At 40.8% G+C, this 23476-nt stretch carries 19 protein-coding genes and 4 tRNA genes; 7 read left to right on the forward strand and 16 right to left on the reverse strand.

Annotated elements, in window-relative coordinates; genetic code table 11:
• Window position 1: 1 nt before the first annotated feature.
• The 12 genes from hflX to orn form a co-directional block, all read right to left on the reverse strand.
• Entirely contained in the window at window positions 2-1321 is a 1320-nt protein-coding gene (gene hflX, locus L2735_RS08175; RefSeq protein ID WP_248984233.1) for a ribosome rescue GTPase HflX, read from the reverse strand.
• A 19-nt stretch (window positions 1322-1340) separates the two neighbouring features.
• Entirely contained in the window at window positions 1341-1601 is a 261-nt protein-coding gene (hfq, locus tag L2735_RS08180) for an RNA chaperone Hfq (protein WP_248984234.1), read from the reverse strand.
• An 88-nt stretch (window positions 1602-1689) separates the two neighbouring features.
• Complete coding sequence (gene miaA, locus L2735_RS08185; protein WP_248984235.1) at window positions 1690-2616, reverse strand: tRNA (adenosine(37)-N6)-dimethylallyltransferase MiaA; 927 nt, start codon at window positions 2614-2616, stop codon at window positions 1690-1692.
• A gap of 1 nt (window position 2617) precedes the next feature.
• A complete protein-coding gene (mutL, locus tag L2735_RS08190; protein ID WP_248984236.1) occupies window positions 2618-4558 on the reverse strand; it encodes a DNA mismatch repair endonuclease MutL in 1941 nt (646 codons plus the stop codon).
• A gap of 3 nt (window positions 4559-4561) precedes the next feature.
• A complete protein-coding gene (locus L2735_RS08195; protein ID WP_248984237.1) occupies window positions 4562-5869 on the reverse strand; it encodes an N-acetylmuramoyl-L-alanine amidase in 1308 nt (435 codons plus the stop codon).
• A gap of 18 nt (window positions 5870-5887) precedes the next feature.
• The gene (gene tsaE, locus L2735_RS08200) at window positions 5888-6346 is read right to left on the reverse strand and encodes a tRNA (adenosine(37)-N6)-threonylcarbamoyltransferase complex ATPase subunit type 1 TsaE (protein WP_248984238.1); all 459 of its coding nucleotides are present in this window, start codon (window positions 6344-6346) and stop codon (window positions 5888-5890) included.
• A gap of 172 nt (window positions 6347-6518) precedes the next feature.
• Window positions 6519-6974 carry a ferritin family protein gene (locus L2735_RS08205; protein ID WP_248984320.1) on the reverse strand — a complete coding sequence of 152 codons (456 nt, stop codon included), beginning with the start codon at window positions 6972-6974 and terminating at the stop codon, window positions 6519-6521.
• An 817-nt stretch (window positions 6975-7791) separates the two neighbouring features.
• A tRNA-Gly gene (locus L2735_RS08210) sits at window positions 7792-7867 on the reverse strand.
• A gap of 91 nt (window positions 7868-7958) precedes the next feature.
• Window positions 7959-8034 (reverse strand) — tRNA-Gly (locus L2735_RS08215).
• 91 nt (window positions 8035-8125) lie between these two features.
• Window positions 8126-8201 (reverse strand) — tRNA-Gly (locus tag L2735_RS08220).
• Between the two features lie 96 nt (window positions 8202-8297).
• Window positions 8298-8373: transfer RNA gene (locus L2735_RS08225), tRNA-Gly, on the reverse strand.
• 124 nt (window positions 8374-8497) lie between these two features.
• Complete coding sequence (gene orn, locus L2735_RS08230; RefSeq protein ID WP_248984239.1) at window positions 8498-9043, reverse strand: oligoribonuclease; 546 nt, start codon at window positions 9041-9043, stop codon at window positions 8498-8500.
• A gap of 113 nt (window positions 9044-9156) precedes the next feature.
• Between orn and rsgA the strand changes: the two genes are divergently transcribed.
• From rsgA to L2735_RS08255, 5 genes are all read left to right on the forward strand, one after another.
• Window positions 9157-10212, forward strand: coding sequence for a small ribosomal subunit biogenesis GTPase RsgA (gene rsgA / locus L2735_RS08235; protein ID WP_248984240.1), 1056 nt, complete (start codon window positions 9157-9159; stop codon window positions 10210-10212).
• Window positions 10213-10278: 66 nt separating this feature from the next.
• On the forward strand, window positions 10279-11139 hold the full coding sequence (gene asd, locus L2735_RS08240; RefSeq protein WP_248984241.1) for an archaetidylserine decarboxylase: 861 nt from the start codon (window positions 10279-10281) through the stop codon (window positions 11137-11139).
• A gap of 10 nt (window positions 11140-11149) precedes the next feature.
• Window positions 11150-12049, forward strand: coding sequence for a DMT family transporter (locus L2735_RS08245; RefSeq protein WP_248984242.1), 900 nt, complete (start codon window positions 11150-11152; stop codon window positions 12047-12049).
• A 51-nt stretch (window positions 12050-12100) separates the two neighbouring features.
• A complete protein-coding gene (locus L2735_RS08250) occupies window positions 12101-15304 on the forward strand; it encodes a mechanosensitive ion channel domain-containing protein (RefSeq protein WP_248984243.1) in 3204 nt (1067 codons plus the stop codon).
• Window positions 15305-15308: 4 nt separating this feature from the next.
• Window positions 15309-16034 (forward strand): glycerophosphodiester phosphodiesterase, encoded by a 726-nt coding sequence (locus tag L2735_RS08255; protein WP_248984244.1) that lies wholly within the window; start codon window positions 15309-15311, stop codon window positions 16032-16034.
• Between the two features lie 141 nt (window positions 16035-16175).
• Here L2735_RS08255 and L2735_RS08260 read toward each other — a convergent pair whose 3' ends face one another.
• On the reverse strand, window positions 16176-16508 hold the full coding sequence (locus tag L2735_RS08260) for a DUF3392 domain-containing protein (protein WP_153916315.1): 333 nt from the start codon (window positions 16506-16508) through the stop codon (window positions 16176-16178).
• Window positions 16509-16547: 39 nt separating this feature from the next.
• Between L2735_RS08260 and L2735_RS08265 the strand changes: the two genes are divergently transcribed.
• Both L2735_RS08265 and L2735_RS08270 read left to right on the forward strand, forming a co-directional pair.
• Window positions 16548-17474, forward strand: coding sequence for a D-2-hydroxyacid dehydrogenase (locus L2735_RS08265; protein ID WP_248984245.1), 927 nt, complete (start codon window positions 16548-16550; stop codon window positions 17472-17474).
• A gap of 220 nt (window positions 17475-17694) precedes the next feature.
• Window positions 17695-17889 (forward strand): bacterioferritin-associated ferredoxin, encoded by a 195-nt coding sequence (locus L2735_RS08270; RefSeq protein ID WP_055023428.1) that lies wholly within the window; start codon window positions 17695-17697, stop codon window positions 17887-17889.
• 126 nt (window positions 17890-18015) lie between these two features.
• Here the strand turns inward: L2735_RS08270 and parC are convergent, their stop codons facing one another.
• The 3 genes from parC to parE form a co-directional block, all read right to left on the reverse strand.
• Window positions 18016-20310 carry a DNA topoisomerase IV subunit A gene (parC, locus tag L2735_RS08275; protein WP_248984246.1) on the reverse strand — a complete coding sequence of 765 codons (2295 nt, stop codon included), beginning with the start codon at window positions 20308-20310 and terminating at the stop codon, window positions 18016-18018.
• Window positions 20310-21464 (reverse strand): PQQ-dependent sugar dehydrogenase, encoded by a 1155-nt coding sequence (locus tag L2735_RS08280; protein ID WP_428848302.1) that lies wholly within the window; start codon window positions 21462-21464, stop codon window positions 20310-20312. The genes parC and L2735_RS08280 overlap by 1 nt, the downstream gene beginning before the upstream one ends.
• Before the next feature lie 75 nt (window positions 21465-21539).
• Window positions 21540-23426 carry a DNA topoisomerase IV subunit B gene (parE, locus tag L2735_RS08285; RefSeq protein WP_248984247.1) on the reverse strand — a complete coding sequence of 629 codons (1887 nt, stop codon included), beginning with the start codon at window positions 23424-23426 and terminating at the stop codon, window positions 21540-21542.
• Window positions 23427-23476 lie beyond the last annotated feature (50 nt).

The following is a 23476-nucleotide window of genomic DNA, read 5'->3' on the forward strand; positions in this document are numbered from 1 at the left end:
ATTAGCAAGTAACGTCTACTTCTGAGTCTTCTAATGAATCCTCACAAATAAACGTCTCTAATTCGCCTTGACTCTGTTTTGTTAATCGACGCCAATTGGCTTCCGACAAACGAACAGACAAAATACAGTTCCCCAGATCGTCATACTCTTTCTGCTGTATCGCGTCCAGTCCATAAAACTGACCAAGATAATGCCCAGCCGTCGCTGGTATTTTCAATGTTTGCTCCACAATAACTTCACCGATTAACTCGTTGATAGCCTGTAGTAGCAATTCAAATCCAATTTGTTTTTGTGCAGATACCCAAACTCGTTCAGGCATCCCATCATCGTCGTAATCGATGCGAGGTACAAAATCTTCCAATAAGTCGATTTTATTACAAACAACTAATTGTGGGATAGTATCTGCGTCAATTTCTTCAAGTACATTTTGAACTTGTTCGAAATTTTCGGTCATATTCTCATCAGCACAGTCAACAGCATGCAATAACAAGTCAGCTTGACGAGTTTCCTGCAATGTAGCTTTGAAGGCTGCGACTAAGTCGTGAGGTAAATGACGAATAAACCCAACGGTATCCGCTAAAATAACGGCACCATCAGGTAAATTTAGTTTACGCAGTGTCGGATCCAGTGTGGCGAACAACTGATCCGCTGCATAAACCTCTGAAGCGGTTAACGCATTAAACAGTGTCGACTTACCTGCATTGGTATAACCCACCAATGAGACTGTCGATAAGTCACTGCGCTTACGCGAACGGCGACTTTGTTCACGCTGCTTATCTACTTTTTCTAGTCGACGATTAATACTCTTAATGCGTCCACGCAGTAAGCGTCTATCGGTTTCGAGCTGAGTTTCCCCAGGGCCTCGCATACCAATACCACCTTTCTGCCTCTCCAAATGAGTCCAGCCACGAATAAGGCGAGTCGACATGTGGCGCAATTGCGCTAGCTCCACTTGTAACTTACCTTCGTGCGTTCTCGCTCGTTGAGCAAAAATATCTAAAATCAGTGCTGTCCGGTCTAATACTCGACATTCACAAATTTGTTCTAAGTTTCTTTCTTGTGCAGGGCTAAGTGCGTGATTAAAAATCACCACGTTAGCTTCAGTTGCAGCTACCATTGCGGCTAACTCTTCAACTTTACCTGTACCTACAAAAAACTTTCGATCAGGTGAGCGTCGACTTCCGGTAATAACACCAACAGAGCGAGCACCTGCTGATTCGACTAATAATTGTAACTCAGTTATGTCTTCTCTTCGGTCGTCATCAGAAAAGTCAATGTGCACAAGAACTGCGGTTTCACCCGCTTCATAGCGATCAAACAAGTAGCAAACTCCTTAAATATTATTCTGAAGCAGATGCTTCATCATGCTGTGTGTGAGTACTTTGCGCCGCGACATTAAATGGGCGTGCTGGTACTACTGTCGAAATAGCATGTTTGTAAACCATTTGGCTCACTGTATTTTTCAACAAAATAACGAATTGGTCGAATGACTCAACTTGTCCTTGTAACTTAATACCGTTCACTAAATAGATTGAAACTGGTACACGTTCACGACGCAGTGCGTTCAAAAATGGGTCTTGTAAAGATTGCCCCTTAGCCATTTCGATTTCCTTTTTTTATTTTCAAAACAAATTTTTTGAATAATGTTTTACTGTTTAGATTGAGTATTATACAGCAACACTGAATAATCTAGCTCGAATGTCGTATTAGTGTAACTAAATTTCCTTCGGCCCCACTTTCAAGCCAATTCAAATCTGGCCAGCTTCTCAACCATGTTAATTGACGTTTTGCTAATTGCCTAGTGGCAGCTGTGGCTTTTTCTACCAAAGTATCATGGTCAAATTCTTCGTCTAGGTATTGCCAGCACTGTCTATAACCAACACAACGCATAGACGGCATATCTAAATGCAAATCACCTCGGTCCTTTAGTCGCTGAACCTCTTCGATAAAACCTTGTTCCATCATGAGTTTAAATCTTTTTGCGATTAATTCATGTAATACTTTTCTATCAAGTGGTGCGATAGCAAATTGGACCACATCATAAGGTAATGCTTCTGACTTAGTTGCGGTCAACTCGGTCATTGTCTTACCTGTTATTCTAAAAACTTCTAAAGCACGAGATAAACGTTGCGGATCATTGGGGTGAATACGCTCACCAGCAACGGGGTCAATCTCACAAAGTTGTTGATGCAAAAAATCCCAACCGTGTTCTTCAGCTTCTTGTAAAATCTCTGCTCTCACCATTTCATCGGCAGCTGGAAGTGGCGACAAGCCTTCAAGTAGTGCTTTAAAGTACATCATAGTTCCACCCACTAACAATGGGGTTTTACCACGAGCAATAATTTGTTCTATCTCATTTAACGCATCACGTCTGAAATCAGCTGCCGAATAACTTTCACTCGGATCCAAAATATCAATCAAGCGATGCGGAGCTAATGCTAACTCATCAGCATTAGGTTTAGCTGAACCAATGTCCATTTGACGATAAATTAGCGCTGAATCAACTGAAATAATTTCACAGTTATGATTTTGCGCCATTTCGATGGCTAAAGCTGTTTTACCTGAAGCTGTAGGCCCCATTAAAAACAATACTTTAGGTTGCTTAATTTGGTTCACGTTAATTCTCTTCTAACCAAGTTTTCCACGGTAGCGATTTAGCGTTTGATTCAATATCAAGCTTTTGGTCACTATCTAATTGACTGTATTTGAACCAAATTTCAGAAGCTGCTGAAAACGATTGCTTTTGATGTTTTGCAATCCACAAAGACAAAGCTTCATCCGAAGGGGTTTCCAATTTAATCCAGTTCAATAATTCTGGGATTAATACCGCTAACTGGCTATCTCTCAGATATGGGGGCACATTCTTAATTATCAACTGTTGGTAGCGAATAGATAAGGTTAAACCGAGTCTACGTAGCAATAAGTCTCGTTCTTCAAGCAACCCTTTCCAGTCTACATCTGCTTGAATTGAAACTGGCATTAATAACGGCTGGCCAACTAATCCTGTTTTTATTTTTGATAAAATGTCATTTTTAACAACAATAACAGACACTTGCACAATATCGAGCAACAGTAACTGACTGTCCTTTGCAATAACCCAATATTGTCCATCTAGCAAGGGCGGCATGGTCGTTATTGCAGTAGTATTAACTTCATTAACTTGTGTTAATGAAGCATTATCATTATTAGTTTGCAGTAATTGACCATAATTGGCTAATGCGGTTGGTGTTACCTCAGCAGAATCAATTGCTCTAGAGTTTCCACCTTGAGAGCCACCATATTGATGCCCCTGCGCTGGCACAGACATATTACCAAACCGATTACTGCTCACTTCTCTTGGTTGATATTCTCTATCTGTATCAGTGTGATTAGCACCGATTTGATTTAAATACTGTCCGGCCTGAGCCCCTTCTCCTGCATATAAATTACCTGTACCAGATTGAGGTAGTCGACTCGTTTGTGCTTGTATTTCTCCATGCACAGACGAAGCAGGTAATTCACTCGAGCTATGCGAGGCATGGCCAGAAGCATTCTCATGATATCCAGCAGGTTCAATAGCGAGTTCGGAAATTTGCTCTAAAACTGACTGCAAAGCTTGCAATATAAAGTCATGAACCAACCTGCTTTGATGAAATCTCACTTCATGTTTTGCAGGATGAACATTGACGTCCACTTGATGCGGATCAATTTCAAGCATCAGTACATAACCAGGTTGATGCTGAATATTAAAACGTCCGAAAGCTTGTTTTACTGCGTGATTCACTAAACGATCACGAACTAAGCGTCCGTTGACATAAAAGTAGCAGCTATCGGTGACTTGAGTATCACTTGGTGACTGTAAATACCCCGACAATGTCAGTCCATCATGTTCACAAGCAAGATGTAAAGCCTGTTCAGCAAAGCCACGACCACAAATTTGTCCTAGGCGCTGCTTGTACTGAATTTCAGTATTTGCAGGACGGTATTGGCGAACTAACTTGCCATTGTGCGTTAGGGTAAAATGGACATCGGTTCTTGCAATGGCGATACGTTTGAGCCACTCATCAATATGAGTAAATTCAGTTTTATCACTCTTTAAAAAACGTCTTCTCGCTGGAGTATTAAAAAATAAATCAACGACTTCAATTGTCGAACCTTTAGGGTGCGCAGCCGGCGTAATTTTCACATCCATTTGCGAGCCAGCAGCATTCGCTTGCCAAGCTTCAGTTTGCTCAGCAGGCTTTGAGGTTAAGCTCAAGCGTGCAACAGAGCTAATACTCGCTAGCGCTTCACCACGAAAACCAAAACTGAGAATAGCCTCTAGGTCATCTAATGAGTGAACTTTGGAAGTAGCGTGACGTGACAATGCCAGAGCAAGCTCTTCTTTCGCAATACCTTTACCATTATCACGGATTCGAATAAGTTTACTGCCCCCCTTATCAATTTCAATATCGATACGGGTAGCTCCAGCATCCAGGCTATTTTCAACCAACTCTTTGACAACAGATGCAGGTCTTTCAACCACTTCACCAGCCGCAATTTGGTTAGCAAGTTGCGGCGGCAGAATTTGAATCGCCATAGATTATGCCCTCGGAATGACCAGTTTTTGGCCTATTCGTAATACATCGGACTTTAAGTTATTACTTTTCTTGATGCTAGATACACTCACTTTATAACGTTGAGCAATAACCGACAGTGAATCACCGCTTCTGACTGTATGCTTCACATTGCTCTGCTTAGCAAATAACGTCCCTGCTGGTGCATTCGCCTCAAAATAATTGACCACCCCTTTATGAATAGCATTGGCTAATCTTTGTTGATGATTACCATCAAGTAGTTGCTTTTCTTCTTTCGGATTCGAAATAAAGCCAGTTTCAATCAAAATCGAAGGAATATCTGTCGACTTAAGCACAGCAAAACTCGCTGATTCTGGCTTGTTTTTGTGTAGCTTAGTCACTGTACCTAAACCAGCTAGAATATCCGACGCAATGCTATGGCTTTCAGCCATTGAATGGTCCATCGACATATCAATCAAGGTCATGACCAAATATTGCTCGCTATCACTGTTTTGGATGATGTCTCCCACACCACCTAATAACTCCGAATGCTTTTCTTTATCTTCAAATACACGGCCAATTTCAGTATTAGCACGACGCTTTGATAATACCCATACAGAAGCCCCTTTAGGGTGTGGAGTAGTAAACGCATCCGCATGAATCGACAGTAACAAATCTGCTCGACTTGTTCTTGCAAGCTCCGAGCGTTGATTTAAATTAACAAAATAGTCGCCACTTCGGGTCATTACAGCCTTCATCCCCGGGGTTTCATTAATTTTACGCTCAAGCCTTTTAGAAATGGCTAAAACCACTTTCTTTTCATAGGTGCCCTTGGGACCTATTGATCCCGGATCTTCGCCGCCGTGGCCAGCATCGATTGCCACAATAACGTCAGTAGAGCGTTTACTGGTTTGAACAACTGATTTTTTAGCAGCGGATTGATTGCCTGAATGGTCTAAATCAACAACTAATCGATTACCGTATGGCGCTGTTGGGGTTAATGCAAATAAGCTGGGTTTCACAGGAGAAGTCAACTCTAGAACTAATCTTAACGTGCCTTTTTTAGGTGGAGAACTGAGCCTAACTTTATTAATCAGTTTACTGCTTTTAGCTAAGCTTTCAAACTTAACTTTCGTTGATGCATCTTTGAGATCAATAACTAAACGCTGTGGATTTGATAAAGAAAAATAACTGTAGTCAGGGGCCTTAGATAAGTCTAAAACCACGCGCGTAGAATTAGGTGCGTCCCAAATTCGAACACTGTCTAATTTATTCGCCGCTTCAACTGTATATGAAAGGCTAAGTAAGAGTACAAAAGCAAAAAATCGTATCATTTTTTTATCAGGTCATTATTATTTTAATTTATCTACGATGAGCTGACCTGATGCTGTCAGCCCACTTATTTCTACTTCTCTTTGCTCACCTTGATAGCTCAAATGGATCGCAAGATCTGCTTCAGGTATTAAACCGTGCCCTCTATCAGGCCATTCGATAATACTGATGCTTTTTTCAGTAAAATAATCACGGATCCCCATATACTCAAGCTCTTCTGGGTCAAGTAGGCGGTACAAATCAAAGTGAAACACTTCCATATCTTTAAATTCGTAAGGTTCAACAAGCGTATAGGTTGGGCTCTTAACGTTTCCTTGATGGCCTAAGCTCTGAATTAACCCTCGGCTTAACGTCGTTTTACCAGCGCCTAAATCACCTGTTAAATAGATAACCAGAGGTGCTGAAACCCATAGCGACAAAGATTTACCTAATTCTATTGTAGCTTGTTCGTCTTGAAGATTTTTTGTTATAGAAGTCATGTTAACTTACCAGCACTTGAGGGATTAATCATATAAAAAGTGTAAATTTACAGAGATAAATAGAGTCACCTGTAATTTTACCCAATCTAGACAGCTGAAAAAAATAGAGCCAGCTTAATAGCTGACTCTATTTGAAAATATTAACATAAAATCTAAATTGGAAAAATATCTGTTAAATATCATCCATTCTCAATGCACTATGGACCAGTCTTTTTTGCTGAGTTCGCTCAACTCGTACCAAATCAAGCAATGCATCTTTAATCTCAGTGACACCAGTGCTGTTAGCGGTCTTTTCAATCAACGCAATGAGTCTATTTTCTAGATCAAGATGCAACTCTAGTACGTCATCTTCTGTCATATTGGCAGCGAGCACAGATTCATTACAACGTTTTGCAAAGTCTTCAAAAGTGATGTCTTTGTACCAAGTATCCAGCATCCGCTTTGGCGCTTCATCAATATAATCTTCGATACTGTCATGTACATGTTGTTGATGTTGTTGTAGATACTCTAACATCATTTTTACTCGGGTCGAATCAGCATTGCGGTGCAATCGACTATAGAGTTGTTTCATGTCTAAACGTGACTTAGCTATAAACTCGAGTAGCTCACTTAGTTGTTGGATACGTATCATAAACACTCCACCAGTATCTGCATTCTCATGCAGCGAATAAATTAGTTTGTAAAAGCTTGTATTTATTATGGTTGAAAAATCACAAGGAATATTTGAGCAAGCTCATATTTTACATATAAAAGACAGGTAAATTAGCAAATGTGAAATAAACAGCCAATAAACCTGTTAAATCCAGCTTATGTGCTCATTAAATCTAAAGGGAATTTAGAGCAACCTAATATTTTCAAAAAATAGTGGTTCGAACTGATGACCTATACCTTGGCAACAAAAAGGTATCACTATGCTAAAAGCGCAACTGAGCTAATTATTTAGTTCATTTTATTTTTAAGGTTTTATGGAATTTTAAACTAGAGGGGAAGTTTGGAGCGACCTAATGTTTTAACAAGAGTGGTTCGAACTGATGACCTATACCTTGGCAAAAAAAGGGTATCACTATGCTAAAAACGCAACTGAGCTAATTATTTGGTTCATCTGATTTTTAAGGTTTTATGGAATGTTAAACTAGAGGGGAAGTTTGGAGCGACCTAATGTTTTCACCAAGAGTGGTTCGAACTGATGACCTATACCTTGGCAACAAGAAGGTATCACTATGCTAAAAGCGCAACTGAGCTAATTATTTGGTTCATTTGATTTTTAAGGTTTTATGGAATTTTAAACTAGAGGGGAAGTTTGGAGCGACCTAATGTTTTCACCAAGAGTGGTTCGAACTGATGACCTATACCTTGGCAACAAAAAGGTATCACTATGCTAAAAGCGCAACTGAGCTAATTATTAACTTGGAAAGTTTACTTGAGGTATAACAGAGGGGGAAGTTTGGAGCGACATATCAGGTTCGAACTGATGACCTATACCTTGGCAAGGTATCGCTCTACCAACTGAGCTAATGTCGCATCTATTTAGCTTTATTAAAACACTTGGCAAGGTATCGTTTCAACCTTATCAACTGAGCTAATGTCGCCTTACAAAACTTGGTATTGAAATTGGAGCGACATATCAGGTTCGAACTGATGACCTATACCTTGGCAAGGTATCGCTCTACCAACTGAGCTAATGTCGCATCTTGTCTGCTTGATTAAGACATTTGGCAAGGTATCGTTTCAACCTTATCAACTGAGCTAATGTCGCATCTATATTTCAATTTTAAAAATTGGAGCGACATATCAGGTTCGAACTGATGACCTATACCTTGGCAAGGTATCGCTCTACCAACTGAGCTAATGTCGCATTTCATATGCTTTATTAAAACACTTGGCAAGGTATCGTTTCAACCTTATCAACCGAACTAATGTCGCATCTTAATCAATTTTTATTTTGAAAATTTGGAGCGACATATCAGGTTCGAACTGATGACCTATACCTTGGCAAGGTATCGCTCTACCAACTGAGCTAATGTCGCATTCTTTCAAATTCTCAAATTTCAACTCTCATCAGTGAAGTGATTCGCTGTAAAAAGTTGAGGCCGCATTATATGTAATATTCACTACACTGCAACCCCTAATTCAAAAAAAAGGTTTGATTGCTTAAATTTTAAATACTTCTTGACGATAAAACTGCAATTCAGCAATAGATTCCTTGATATCTTCTAGTGCTTGGTGAGTATTCTTTTTGCTAAAGCCTTTCATGACTTCTGGCTTCCATCGGTTTGTTAACTCTTTTATCGTGCTGACATCGATATTGCGATAATGGAAGAAATCTTCTAGTTCGAGCATGTATTTATTCAAAAAACGTCGATCCTGACCAATGCTGTTTCCACACATCGGCGAAGCACCTTTAGGCACATATTGCTCTAAAAATTCAATCGTTGCTCTGATAACGTCTTCTTCAGAATGTTTACTGCTTTTAACGCGATCAATTAATCCAGACTCACCATGATGTTTTTGATTCCAATCATCCATGCCATTTAACACGTCATCAGATTGGTGAACTGCCATAACAGGTCCTTGAGCAATGATATTCAATTCTTGGTCAGTCACAATCGTCGCGATTTCAATAATGCGATCGACGCTGGGCTCTAAACCAGTCATTTCTAAATCAACCCAAATAAGATTGCTTGAGTTTACAGCCATAATATCTGCCTTATTCTGTCAAAAGCCCTAAATTCAGGCTTTTTTATTAAAGAGGGTGTATCATACTGTTTTTTTATACGACAAAAAAACACCTAATTAATGAAGATTTGCCTGTGAGTAAAAAGAAACCACTTAGCCAAGGTCAAAAGCGCAGAATGCGCGACAACCAAAGTAAGCGCCTAAAGCGTAAAGATAATCCAGATCAAACCAATGATTTACAGGATAGTCTACTTGGGCCAGAACAACAGGGAATCGTCATTTCTCGTTTCGGTCAGCATGCTGATATCGAAACCGAAGAAGGTATTGTTGCACGTTGTAATATTCGCCGAAATATCACTAGCCTTGTCACCGGTGACAAGGTGCTTGTTCGCTTAGCAACCGAAACCGACCGTGGTATTGGCGGTATTGTTGAAGCTGTTCATCCACGTAAGTCTTCCCTCACCCGTCCTGATTTATATGACGGTGTAAAAATCATTGCAGCGAACATAGATCAAATTTTAATTGTCTCTTCAATATTGCCTAGCTTCACCACCCAAATTATCGACAGATATTTGGTGGCAGCAGAAGATACCGAAATTCCTCCGGTTATCATTCTCAATAAAATGGATTTATTAACCGATGACAATCGTGAAGAAGTCGAAGTGGCTTTAGAGCGTTACCGCCAAATTGGTTACCCTGTTTATATGGTGAGTAGCCATACTGGTGAAGGTGTTGAACAAATAAAATCGCTATTATCTGACAAAATTAGCGTTTTTGCTGGTCAATCTGGTGTGGGTAAGTCATCACTCATTAATGCTTTAATGCCTGAAGCAGACTTGCTAATTGGTGATGTATCAGGGAACTCTGGCTTAGGTCAACACACCACAACAACAGCTAAATTACTTCACTTCGAAAGTGGCGGAGATTTAATTGACTCCCCTGGTGTGCGTGAGTTTGCCTTGTGGCATTTACCAGCTCCGCGTGTCGGAGAATGCTTTGTTGAATTCAGAGAATACATCGGCACTTGTAAGTTCAGAGATTGTAAACACGGTAATGATCCAGGATGCGCCTTGCAAGCTGCACTCGCTGATGGGAAAATAACTGAAGATAGATTTAACAACTATCACCGCATTATAGCTAGTCTTGATGAACAGCGTCATGCTCGACACTTTAGAGCATTAGACGAATAAGCTAACAAATTTAGTGTTAAAAAGAACAAGATAAGCATCAAATAAATAACTAAAAAGGGTACTCAATTGGATTCTGTTAAAATTGCTTTGCAATATATCTTACCTAAACATTTACTATCACGTCTTGTGGGTAAGCTTGCAGCTGCAGAAGCGGGAGCGATCACTACCGCAGGTATTAAATGGTTTATCAAACAGTATAAAATTGATATGTCAGAGGCGGCGCAAAGTGAGCCAGAAGCATACAAAACCTTTAATGCATTCTTTACTCGTGCATTAAAATCAGGCCTACGCCCAATTGTCGCTGACGAAAAAACTATGGCTCACCCTGTGGATGGCGCAGTCAGTCAATGTGGTCCAATTGAAGCAGGCAAGATTGTCCAAGCTAAGAACCATGATTACACCACACTTGCATTATTAGGTGGCCAACAAAAAGACGCTGAACGTTTTAATGGTGGTGACTTTGCCACTATCTATTTAGCACCTAAAGATTACCATCGCATCCACATGCCTATTACTGGTACTTTGTCGAAAATGACATACGTGCCTGGTGAACTATTTTCAGTTAACCCACTAACTGCGCAAAACGTGCCGGGCTTATTTGCTCGTAATGAACGTGTTGTCGCTATTTTTGAAACTGAAGTGGGTCCAATGGCAATGGTATTAGTCGGCGCCACTATCGTCGCTAGTATTGAAACTATTTGGGCAGGTACAGTAACCCCTCCTTGTGGTAAGCAAGTATTCACTTGGGATTACCCAACTGAAGGTGCTGAAGCACTTACACTTGAAAAAGGCGCTGAAATGGGGCGTTTCAAGTTAGGTTCAACAGTCGTCATGTTATTTGGACAAGATGCCATTGATACCTTTGCAGAAGGCGTTGAGCCGACTGAAACGACTCGTATGGGTCAAGCATTCGCTCACTTAAAGTAAAATAGTAACTATGCCTATCGGCATGATAAAAGCCCAGCGCCCTGAAGTATCAAATACTTCTGGGCTAATTCAGTTACATATTGCAGTGCTACTATTTGGTATTACTGCATTATTTTCAAAAATACTTCCCCTTAATGCATTAGATATCACCGTTCTTCGATGTACCATCGCATTTTTCGTTCTTGGATGTATTGTCAAAATTTCCCGTCAAGCATTGCTGCTATCTCAGCCCAAGCATTATTTTATTGCTCTTGGGTTAGGTATTTTAGTGAGTTTACATTGGGTGACCTACTTTGCCGCAATGCAGCTATCCTCTGTCGCCATCGGAATGATTGCTTTTTTTACCTATCCTGTCATGACCGTATTAGTTGAACCTCTCGTCAATAAAACTCATTTAAGGCTTATAGATTTACTCTCAGGTATCGCAGTGCTCACAGGGGTATTTATGCTTATTCCTGAACCCAATTTGGATAATGATGTCACCTTAGGTATTGCTGTAGGTGTGCTTTCGGCGGCTTTATTCACCGCACGTAATTTATTGCACAAAAAATACTTCTCACAATACAGCGGGCCACAAGCAATGTTCTATCAAACATTAGTCGCTGTGGTTATCTTGTCTCCTTTTTTAGAAGTCGAACTCACCTCAATAACAGTTGATATATGGTTAACCATAGCCATTTTAGGCGTATTTTTTACTGCTGCACCCCATGCATTATTTGCCTCCTCACTGCGTCAATTAAGCGCTAAAACCGCAAGTTTAGTCTCTTGCTTGCAGCCTTTTTACGGCACCGTTTTAGCCTTCTTACTGCTTAATGAACAAGTTAACCTTAATACCGTTATTGGCGGATTGATTATCTTGCTCACAGCAATATTCGAAACTCAGCAAAATCATAAAAAAAATACAGCGTAAACTCAGGTTTTTGTTACCATTGTATTAGTCTCTCACTAGCAATCATTCCCTATGTTCCGTATTGCGTTTTTTATTCTCAGCTTAATCTCCTTTTTTGCATCGGCTAACTCTCCTTTGCAACTTGATAAACGCTTGGGCTTATCTCAAGACACAAGTTCATCCCAAGTCGCTGACTTACCGAGTCAAATAGAGAATGTTAAGGCCAGTATTGAAAAACTCGACGCTGAAGAAGAGAGCTATCTTGAACTTGAAGCCAGTAGCAATGACACGATTCGAAAACTAACAGCTGCTATCCGTAAACCAATTGAAGACATCAATATCAATTCTGAAATCGATGTCGGCCAGCAAGCGTCAATGGCTTATTACCACCTGTCAGAAATAAAACAGTCTGAAAATGATCTCAGTGAGCAAATCGTTGAGCTTACTCGGCGTTTACAACAAATTCCAAGCTTATTAAGACAAGCAAAGGATGCATCTAACCAACACAAAAGAGCCAAGTTTGCCCCTGGTGATACCCCGCTTGGCCAATTGCACCTGCTCCAAGGGGATTTACTCGAACAAAGCATTGCCACATTAACCGCCGAGTTATCTAGCACGCCAAAACAGAAGCGAATAGCTCAACTACAGCTACAAGCCCTACGAATAGAACATACCCAACAAGAAAAATTAATTGAATCACTGAACAAGCAAAATAATCAAAATCGACAACAGCAAGCAGCCAATACCATTGCAAACAACATTATTGACGAGCAATTGCTGGCTGACACGTTAGCCCAACAAATCAGTCAAAAAAATCAACAATATGCTCAAGAGCTTATACGAATAACTGACGGCATTACTCAAGTCATCACTCAGCAAGAAAAAACTGAAAAACAGTATCAATCAATTACTTTGCAATTGGCCAATGTCGAAGAGCAAATTACTTGGGTTGAAACAAATTCAGCCTTCGGTGATAGATTTCTGCAAATGTTGCAGTCACTGCCAAAACCGCCTAACCAAGATGTCTTGTTAGCGGAAATAGCTGACTCTAGATTAATGCGTTATCAAGCTGAGCAACAAAAGGCGCTTAATAAGCAACAGCTCACCAATGAAGACTTTTTAAATAACACTCAAATAAAACTGCTGGAGTCACAGCAGAGTTTAATCGATCAACTGGTGCAAAATTATGACGTGTACCTTAATGAGCAAGCCAAGCTTCGTAACAGCTACGACCAGCTAAGTCGCATATATATTCGCCTAAAGAACACCCTAAACGAACATCTATTTTGGGTGCCTAATGCAGCAAGTATCTCTGGTTTGTGGTTGATTGACCTAAAAAATGCAATGGTATGGTTAACTCAAGCCCCACAAAGAGAAAAGTTAAAACAGGCATGGCAGACTCAAAACATATATTGGGCTTGGTGGGTCATTATCCTTATCCTATGCTTAATGGCGCAGGATTTATTAACACCTAAATATAATCGGTCAATTGAACATTACGGTCAAAATGTCGGTAACGTAACTCAAGATAAATTTATCTTTACCGCTAAAACGCTTGGCTTGAGCTTAATTTATTCATTAGTTAAACCTCTGCCATTACTGCTAGCAGGCTTTATCTTCTATAACTCTGAATTTAACTTTGTTCATGCCATTGGTGTAGGTATTCTCTCCATTGGCTGCTGTTACTGGATTTACCGATTTTTCGCCTTACTGTCACTTGATAATGGAATACTGATTAGCCACTTTAGGCGACCGCAACCTTTAGTTAAAAGGCTGCAAGAAAAAACCTTAAGGTTTATTTTTATCAGTTGGCCTCTCATTGGCATCATGGGGTTCAGTGAAGCAATTGATGCATCTTTAATTCGAAATAGTATTGGTCGAGGGGCATTCTTAGTCTTTACCATCACCTTGTTAATTCTTTACCGTGATATGTACACATTTATCAGTGATTTTCGTGCTGATTCTAATGACGGCAAAAATATGCAACTGTTAAACAAACTGACTTGGCTATTCCTGATCACGGTCCCTTGTACTTGCATCTTTTTAGCCATTACTGGTTATTACTTTAGTGCCTTCCAGGTGCTATTACAGCTGCAACTATCCTTACTACTCGGTTTAAGTTTTTTACTACTATATCAAATAATTAAACGCTGGATGTTAATAGAAAGAAGACTTATTGCTTTCGATCGTGCTAAAGCGCGTCGAGCTGAACGACTTGCGCAACGAGAGCGAGGTGAGCTAAATAATACTGCCGATGCTAATGAAAACTATGAAGAGCCAATCGTCGATCTGGAAACTATTGCGAGTCAATCACTCGGGTTAGTCCGCTCTTTATTAATCTTGGCTTTTTTCGGTAGTTTGCTGGCCTTAGTCTCACAAACTCATACTGCATTATTCTCATTTTTAGATGGCATCACAATGTGGAATACCCACTCTGTGGTGAATGGTATTGAGCAGCAAATCCCAATCACCTTAAAATCAATTTTGTTCTCTTTAACTATCGTTGGATTCTCGGCAATGATTGCCAAAAACCTTCCTGGTTTATTAGAGCTGACGATTTTGCAGCGTCTGGAATTAAACCCAGGTACAGGCTTTGCCATTACTACGGTAAGTAGTTACTTTGTCATATTTTTAGGGATGCTAATTGGGTTTTCAACTATTGGAGTTGAGTGGTCTAAATTACAGTGGTTAGTTGCTGCATTGTCAGTCGGGTTAGGTTTCGGCTTGCAAGAGATTTTTGCCAACTTTATTTCTGGTTTGATTATCCTATTTGAAAAGCCTATTAGGATAGGTGATACCGTCACTATTCGCGACTTAACGGGTACCGTTAGTAAAATTAAAATTCGCGCGACTACCATTGTCGATTGGGACAGAAAAGAAATCATTGTTCCTAATAAAGCCTTTATTACCGAGCAATTAGTTAACTGGTCTTTGTCTGATCCAATCACAAGAGTCATTGTTAGTGTATCCGTTCAACGTGATGCCGATCCGTCAAAAGTTGAGGCCTTACTTCATCAAGCTGTAAGAGAGTGTGATTTATCATTAAGCTTCCCTGAACCTGAAGTGTGGTTTGCTGGTTTTGGTCAACATACTCAAGATTACGAAGTGAGATCTTACGCTAAGGATATGAATGATCGCTGGCCATTAAGACACAATTTACATAAACGGATCTGTAAAAAATTAAAAGATAACCAAGTTGAACTGGCCTATCCACAAATGGAAATCCATATTAACAACGGTCAATCTCGTGATTTTAATCAAATAATTAAAGGTTAGTTAAATGCTGATTTTTGCACACCGCGGCGCAAGTGGTTATGAAGTTGAAAACACCTTAGCGGCAATGGAAAAAGCGTTAGCGCTCAACGTCCAAGCTATTGAGCTAGATGTATATAATATTGAAGGCGAGCTTTATGTATTTCATGATCGCCGCTTAGAAGGGAAAACTTCAGGCTTTGGGTTAACTCACCTGAGTACTCAAGATGAAATTAATCAGGTAACCATTAAGCAGCACTCTATTGCCACGCTTTGGCAAGTGATGGAGTTAATTAACGGCCGTTGCATCGTTAATATTGAGCTAAAGGGATATCACACCGCTGAACCTCTAGTGGCCATATACTCCAAACTGATCAGTGAGCTTAACTTTAATGAACAACAATTGCTCATTTCATCATTTAATCAACCTTACTTAGCTATTGTGAAGCAGCATCTCCCCCAAGCGAGAGTTGCCCCAATCTTAGCGGGTGTGCCATTACATTACGCTGAAGCTGTGTCTGCATTAAATGCCTACTCCATTCATGTCGACTTACATTTTGTCACCCATGAAATGGTCAAAGATGCCCATCAACGTGGGGCACAAATCTATGTCTATACTGTCGATAACCCCGAAGATATTCACGCGCTTAAAGGCCTAGGTGTGGACGGTATTTTTAGTAACTATCCAGATAAAGCCGCAGCTGCATTAATTGATTACCAAAGTGACGATAGTCATGAGAAGTGGTTCGGCTAAAGTTTTTATGAATTAGCTTTTACGAATTAGCTTTTACAAATTAGTTTTTACGAATTAGGTTTAGCGAATTAGTTTTAGTAAGTAAGCTTTAATGTATTCTGACATGGCAGTTTACCAAACTGCCAAATCATATTTGCCGCTTTATACTTGCCGATTTCGCTGTGCCCAAGCGCCAATGCCAAAAAAGATCCCTATCACGATAAGTAGCATCCACTGAGAGGGCATGGCTCTTAGCTGGCTGGCAAGCCATGGACTAATACTGACTATCGCAAGGCCATAACCAAAAGCATTCACCAGCACGAAGGCACAAGTTCTAATAAAAAAACCGCTACCAGACAATGTTCTTCTCAGCACTCGATTAATATCGGTAGCAAAAATAACGATGGTACAAGCAACTAAAGCTGTTGCAATCTCGCTCATCCAAGGGTGTAACATAGCGCCTAATTTCGATAAAAATGCTATGATTTGGTTCATTAATCCTACCTCTTTAATTTCGACAAACTGGAAATGCTTATGGCGCATAAATTACTGTTATTAACCCAAGAAAATAATAAATATCGTGAGTTATTAACCAGCCATAACTTACCAGAACTCATTATTTTAGGGGATGATCCTAGCAGTGTTTGTGAAGCTAACATTTGGTTTGCAGAGCCGCAACTGGCAGCTCCTCTTTTAAACTTAGGCAATGAACTGCAATGGTTACAATCGACTTTTGCAGGTGTAGACAAAATTACTGGTTCAAGGCAGCGCCGCGATTACAGCCTGACTAACATTAAAGGTATCTTTGGCCCTCTAATGAGTGAGTACTTATTTGGCTATTTACTCGCACATCAACGAGAACACGCTAAATATAAACAACAACAGCAACAGCAACATTGGGCTCCTGGTAGCTTTAGAACCCTCCAAGGGCAGCACCTACTGCTTCTAGGTACAGGTTCAATTGCCCAGCACATTGCTCAAACAGCTAAACACTTTGGCATGAAAGTCACTGGATTAAGTAAAACTGGAGCCAGTAAATCTTTCTTTGATCATGTTGATACAATTGATCGTTTAGCTGACTACTTACCCAAAGCGCATGCTGTTGCGAGTATTTTACCCAGCACATTAGACACTGAAAACATGCTAAACGAAACAATGCTAGCGCTATTGCCTGCTGAGTCTGTGTTATTCAACTTAGGTCGTGGCAATGTGCTCGACTTAGATGCGCTGGCTGAACAATTACTGCATCAGCCACAACAACACGCGGTATTAGATGTTTTCAATCAAGAGCCTTTACCGAGTGAACACGCAATTTGGCAATGCCCTAATGCGATCATCACTCCCCATATCGCCGCACCAAGTTTTCCAGAACAAGTCGTAGAAGTGTTTGTCGAAAACTACCACTTATGGTGTCAACAGCAACCACTTAACCACCAAGTCGATTTTATTAAAGGCTATTAACTTGCCATCAACAAGTACTCTTCAGAGCTCGTTATTACTGATTTTGTGAGCTAGTCAGCAGTTTGTAATAACCATTACTTTTCGATATTTGTCAGATTTGTTTAAAAAGTTATTAGCAATGAGAACTGTTTTCATTTACAATTGCGTTATTGTTGATTAGCTAGCATATTTAATTTTCAAACTCACTTAAATATGTCATCAAACTTTACGAAGAGGCTTTATGTACGTTTGTCTTTGTCACGGAATTACTGATACCCAAATCAGAGAAGCAGTAAGCAAGCATGGCGATAGCTCTTTAGCTGACGTTAAAAAACGCTTAGGTGTTGCTGATCAATGTGGTAAATGTTCACGTATGGCTACAAACATCATTAAAGCGCAAGTTGATGTTGAACCTAATTTCTACGAAGTCGCTTAATCTCTATCATATTTTTCAGTCGTTATTCTCGTAAAATATAAGCGTTAACTTCAAATCTAATTCATAAAAAATGCTGCCCTGAGGCAGCATTTTTTGTTTTAAAGCTTTTGACTAGTCACAATTACATTATTCGCTAGCTACATCTGATTCAAGCTCAGCGGCTTGTGAACCCTGCTCAATCTGAACACTATCGACACGCTGTAAGCCCCTTGGTAATTTAGCACCACGACGGCCTCTTTCACCGCGGTAATGTTCTAAGTCAGATGGTTTTAAGGTTAACTTACGTTTACCGGCCCACAGAGTGACTGACGCATCCTCAGGAATAATATCCAAATGAATAAGTAGTTCTTCACGACTTTTAGCACGTTCAGTCGGAATACCAATAATTTTATTGCCTTTACCTTTCGATAATTGCGGCAATGCATCCACATCAAATATCAGCATGCGGCCTTCATTGGTAATGGCAATAATCGATTGCGTTACCCCTTTATTGACCAGTTTAGGCATCAATGACTGCGCATTGGCAGGTAAACTCAGTAATGCTTTACCCGCTTTGTTACGGCTAATCATATCCGCGTATGAACCAATAAAACCGTAGCCGGCATCACTAGCAAGCAAGTAGCATTGGCTGTCGACGCCCAATAAGACGTGACGCATAACTGCTCCAGGGGATAAATTAAAGCGCGTGGTGATAGGTTCACCCTGACTTCTTGCCGAAGGTAAGGTATGCGTATCAGTCGCAAACGCCCGCCCAGTCGAGTCAATAAACACCGTTGGCTGGTTACTCTTGCCGCTGGCACTACAAAGGAAAGCATCGCCCGCTTTATAGTTCAGTCCTTCACCATCAACATCATGGCCTTTAGCGCAACGCACCCAACCTTTATCAGACAAGACTACAGTTACTGATTCTGCGGGTGTCAGTTCTTGCTCAGTTAATGCTTTAGATTCTACACGCTCAATAATTGGAGAGCGTCTGTCATCGCCAAATGTTTCACCATCTTGAATTAACTCTTTTTTCACTAAGGTCTTTAAACGACGCTCAGAGCCCAGAATTAATTCCAATTTATCACGTTCAGCAGCTAACTCTTCTTGCTCACCTTTAATCTTAAACTCTTCGAGCTTAGCTAAATGACGCAGTTTTAAGTCTAAAATCGCTTCAGCTTGTTTCTCTGACAACTCAAAGCGAGCCATTAACTCGGCTTTAGGCTCATCATGGAAACGAATGATTTCAATCACTTCATCAATATTCAAGAAGGCAATCATTAACGCATCAAGAATATGCAATCGAGCGAGCACTTTATCTAATCTGAACTGTAATCGGCGGGTAACCGTTGAGATACGATAAGTCAGCCACTCAGTGAGTAACTCTTTTAACCCTTTAACTTTAGGGCGGCCATCAAGGCCCAAAACGTTTAAGTTAACGCGAAAGCTTTTTTCTAAATCGGTTGTAGCAAACAAGTGTGCCATCAGTTGATCGCAATCAACTCGATTTGAACGAGGAACAACCACTAAACGAACAGGGTTTTCGTGGTCTGACTCATCACGTAAATCCGCTACCATCGGCAGCTTTTTCGCTTGCATTTGGTTGGCTATTTGCTCAAGAATTTTGCCACTACCTGCTTGATGTGGCAAAGCGGTAATCACCACTTCACCATTATCAATATCGTAAACAGCACGCATTTTTATTGAACCGCGACCTGTTTCGTAAATTTTAGCGATATCTTTATTGGGGGTAATGATCTCTGCGTATGTAGGATAATCAGGACCCGGGACAAACTCCATCAGGCGCTCTAATTCAGCTTTAGGATTCTCGAGTAACTCAACACAGGCTGATACTAATTCGCGCACGTTATGTGGCGGAATATCTGTAGCCATACCAACAGCAATACCGGTGATACCATTTAATAAAATGTGCGGCAAACGTGCAGGTAATGACTTAGGCTCTTTCATGGTGCCGTCAAAGTTAACGCCCCAATCTACAGTCCCTTGGCCCAACTCAGATAATAATACTTCTGAGAATTTTGATAGTTTTGCTTCGGTATAACGCATCGCAGCGAAGGATTTAGGATCATCTGGAGCACCCCAGTTTCCTTGACCATCTACCAAAGGGTAACGATATGAAAATGGCTGTGCCATTAATACCATTGCTTCGTAACACGCGCTGTCACCGTGTGGGTGGTATTTACCTAATACATCACCAACCGTACGGGCAGACTTCTTATGCTTTGATTGAGCCGATAAGCCCAGCTCACTCATGGCATAGATAATACGACGTTGAACAGGTTTTAAACCATCGCCAATATGTGGCAATGCACGGTCCATAATCACGTACATTGAATAGTTTAAATAAGCCTCTTCAGTAAAGCGGCGTAGAGGCATTTGCTCAACACCATCAAGGCTTAATTCAATCGCATCACTCATTATTTCTTATCCTGTGATTGTTCTGCCGCTTTGTAATACAAGCGGTATATATTGCCTTTTAAGTCATCAGAGATGAACATTGCTCCGTCTGGGGCATTTATCAGGTCATAAGGTCTGGCGACGGGAAATTCTCCGTCTAAAAAGCTTACCACTCTCTCACGTTTGGTTATTTCATCATTATCAAGCGTTAGCATGACAACTTGATAACCAATCTTGCTCGAGCGGTTCCAAGATCCATTTTCGGCTACAAAAAGTTGATTGTGGTAACGTTCTGGGAATTGTTTACCTTCGTAAAACAGTAAACTGGTAGGTTTAACGTGCGCAGGTAATTCAAATTGCGGCACTGACACATTTAAAGTATCAGGCTTTTTAAAAGCGGGTTCGGCGACATCAGTGCCATGTATGTATGGGAACCCGAAGTGACTGCCCTTCACATCAATACGGTTGATTTCATCTGCAGGCATATTATCGCCCATCCAATTACGCCCTTGATCGGCAAACCATAATTTGTCAGTCGTTGGCGACCAGTCAAAACCGATTACTCGACGTAAACCTGAAGCCACCTGCTCTGTATCACCCGTTTTAATATCAATCGCTAACAGGCTGCCAAACGGCGCTGGCGCTTCACAAACATTACACGGCGAACCAATCGAGAGATAAAGGCGACCATCTGGGCCGAACTCCATGCCGCGGGCATGTTTACGCTCAACACTCGGTAAGCCTGAATACACTTCTTTAGGTCTACCTGGGCGGCGAAGACGGTTTTCAACATCTTGATAGCGCAGAATGCGATCATCTTCAGCTACGTATAAATCGCCGTTATGAAAAGCGAGTGCTTCTGGGTATTCCAAACCTTTGCCTATCAAGTAGCGTTTATTCACTTGGCCGTCGTTATCAGTATCAACTAAGGCGTAGATTGTGCCGCTCTTTCTTGAGCCAACAAATAAGGTTCCTTGGCTACCGATTGCCATCTGTTTAGAGTCACCCAAATCAGAAGCATATAAAGTGAGTCCAAATCCTTTTGTAACAGTAATCATCATAGGATCGGCAGCAAACGCCTTAACTGCAACAAGCTGAGCTAGAGCTAATACAGACAGAGTTTTTAACACTGTTGAAATTTGCTTGATATCCATTTTAATTATTATTCTCGACATTATAATTATTCTTTGCCTTCCTCTTTCTGGCCAATATGCAATGTGCAATGTAATAGTACGGGTCTAACTACCCTGTTAGATCTCTGCTAAATCACCTTTAGACTCTAACCAGACTTTACGGTCTGGTGAGCGTTTTTTAGCTAATAACATATCCATTAATGCCATCGTATCGTCGTTGTCATCAATAGTAAGCTGTACTAGTCGACGAGTATTCGGATCCATGGTGGTTTCACGTAATTGCAATGGATTCATTTCACCCAATCCTTTAAATCGAGTGACCTGCACTTTGCCTTTTTTCTTTTCTGCAACAATTCTATCTAATATACCGTTTTTTTCGCCTTCATCTAGGGCATAAAAAACTTCTTTACCTAAATCAATCCGGAATAAAGGCGGCATTGCGATATAAACATGGCCTTTTTCTACTAACACGCGGTAGTGCTTCATAAACAATGCACACAATAACGTAGCAATATGCAATCCATCAGAATCGGCATCCGCTAAGATACAGATCTTGCCATAACGCAGTTCTGAAATATCTTCACTGTCTGGATCGCAGCCGATCGCCACCGAAATATCATGTACCTCTTGCGAGGCGAGCACTTGTGATGCATCCACTTCCCACGTATTTAAGATTTTACCACGTAGCGGCATAATAGCCTGAAACTCACGGTCACGGGCTTGTTTGGCACTACCACCAGCAGAGTCACCTTCCACTAAGAAAAGTTCGCCGCGCATTGGGTCTTGGCCACTACAGTCGGTTAACTTACCAGGTAATGCTGGCCCTGATGTCACTTTCTTACGGGCGACTTTTTTAGCCGCTTTTAAACGACGCTGTGCATTACTAATACACAGTTCAGCTAATTGCTCCGCTTGCTCTGTGTTGGAATTTAGCCAAAGAGAAAATGCATCTCTAACGATACCTGATACAAAGGCTGAACTTTGACGGCTCGATAGTTTCTCTTTTGTTTGTCCAGAAAACTGCGGATCTTGCATCTTAATCGATAAGATAAACGATGCTTTATCCCAAATATCGTCTGGCGATAACTTAATACCACGAGGAATAAGGTTTCTAAATTCACAAAACTCACGCATTGACTCTAATAAGCCCTGCCTAAATCCATTTACATGGGTTCCACCTAACGGCGTTGGGATCAAGTTTACATAACTTTCATAAATACTATCACCGCCTTCTGGCAGCCAAGTAATGGCCCATTCAGCCGCATCGGTCTTACCTGAAAACTCACCGATAAAAGGATCCTCTGGTAATAGAACGGATCCCTTCACAGCTTCTTTCAAATAATCTGTTAAACCGCTTTCGTAATACCACTCGTTAACTTCACCATTTTGCTTGTTGGTGAACTTAATGCGTAAACCAGGACACAACACTGCTTTAGCACGTAATTGATATAGCAACTTAGAAATTGAGAAATTGCCCGAGTCAAAATAGCTCGCATCTGGCCAAAAATGCACGCGTGTACCTGTGTTTCGTCTACCACAAGTGCCTGTCACATGCAGGTCTTCAACTTTGTCGCCATTCTCAAATGCGATTTCGTAAACTTGCGCATCACGACGAACACTAATCTCAACACGTGTCGACAAGGCATTTACAACTGAAATACCTACTCCGTGTAAACCACCAGAAAATTGGTAGCTGTCATTTGAAAACTTACCACCTGCGTGTAATTTAGTTAGGATAAGTTCAACACCGGGGATCCCTTCTTCAGGATGAATATCTACCGGCATACCACGACCATCATCGATAACTTCTAACGAGTTATCCGCATGTAGCACCACATCAATTTTTGTAGCATGACCGGCCAAAGCTTCATCGACGCTGTTATCAATGACTTCTTGACCTAAGTGGTTAGGTCGAGTGGTATCGGTGTACATACCAGGACGGCGTTTTACAGGGTCGAGTCCATTAAGAACCTCGATAGCATCAGAAGTGTATTGATTGGTCATAGTCCACACATTAGGTCAATTGTTAGCCCACATTATTGGGCCTTAATGAA

Origin of the sequence: Shewanella olleyana, assembly GCF_023283825.1 — a bacterium.
GTDB classification, from domain to species: Bacteria; Pseudomonadota; Gammaproteobacteria; order Enterobacterales; family Shewanellaceae; genus Shewanella; species Shewanella olleyana.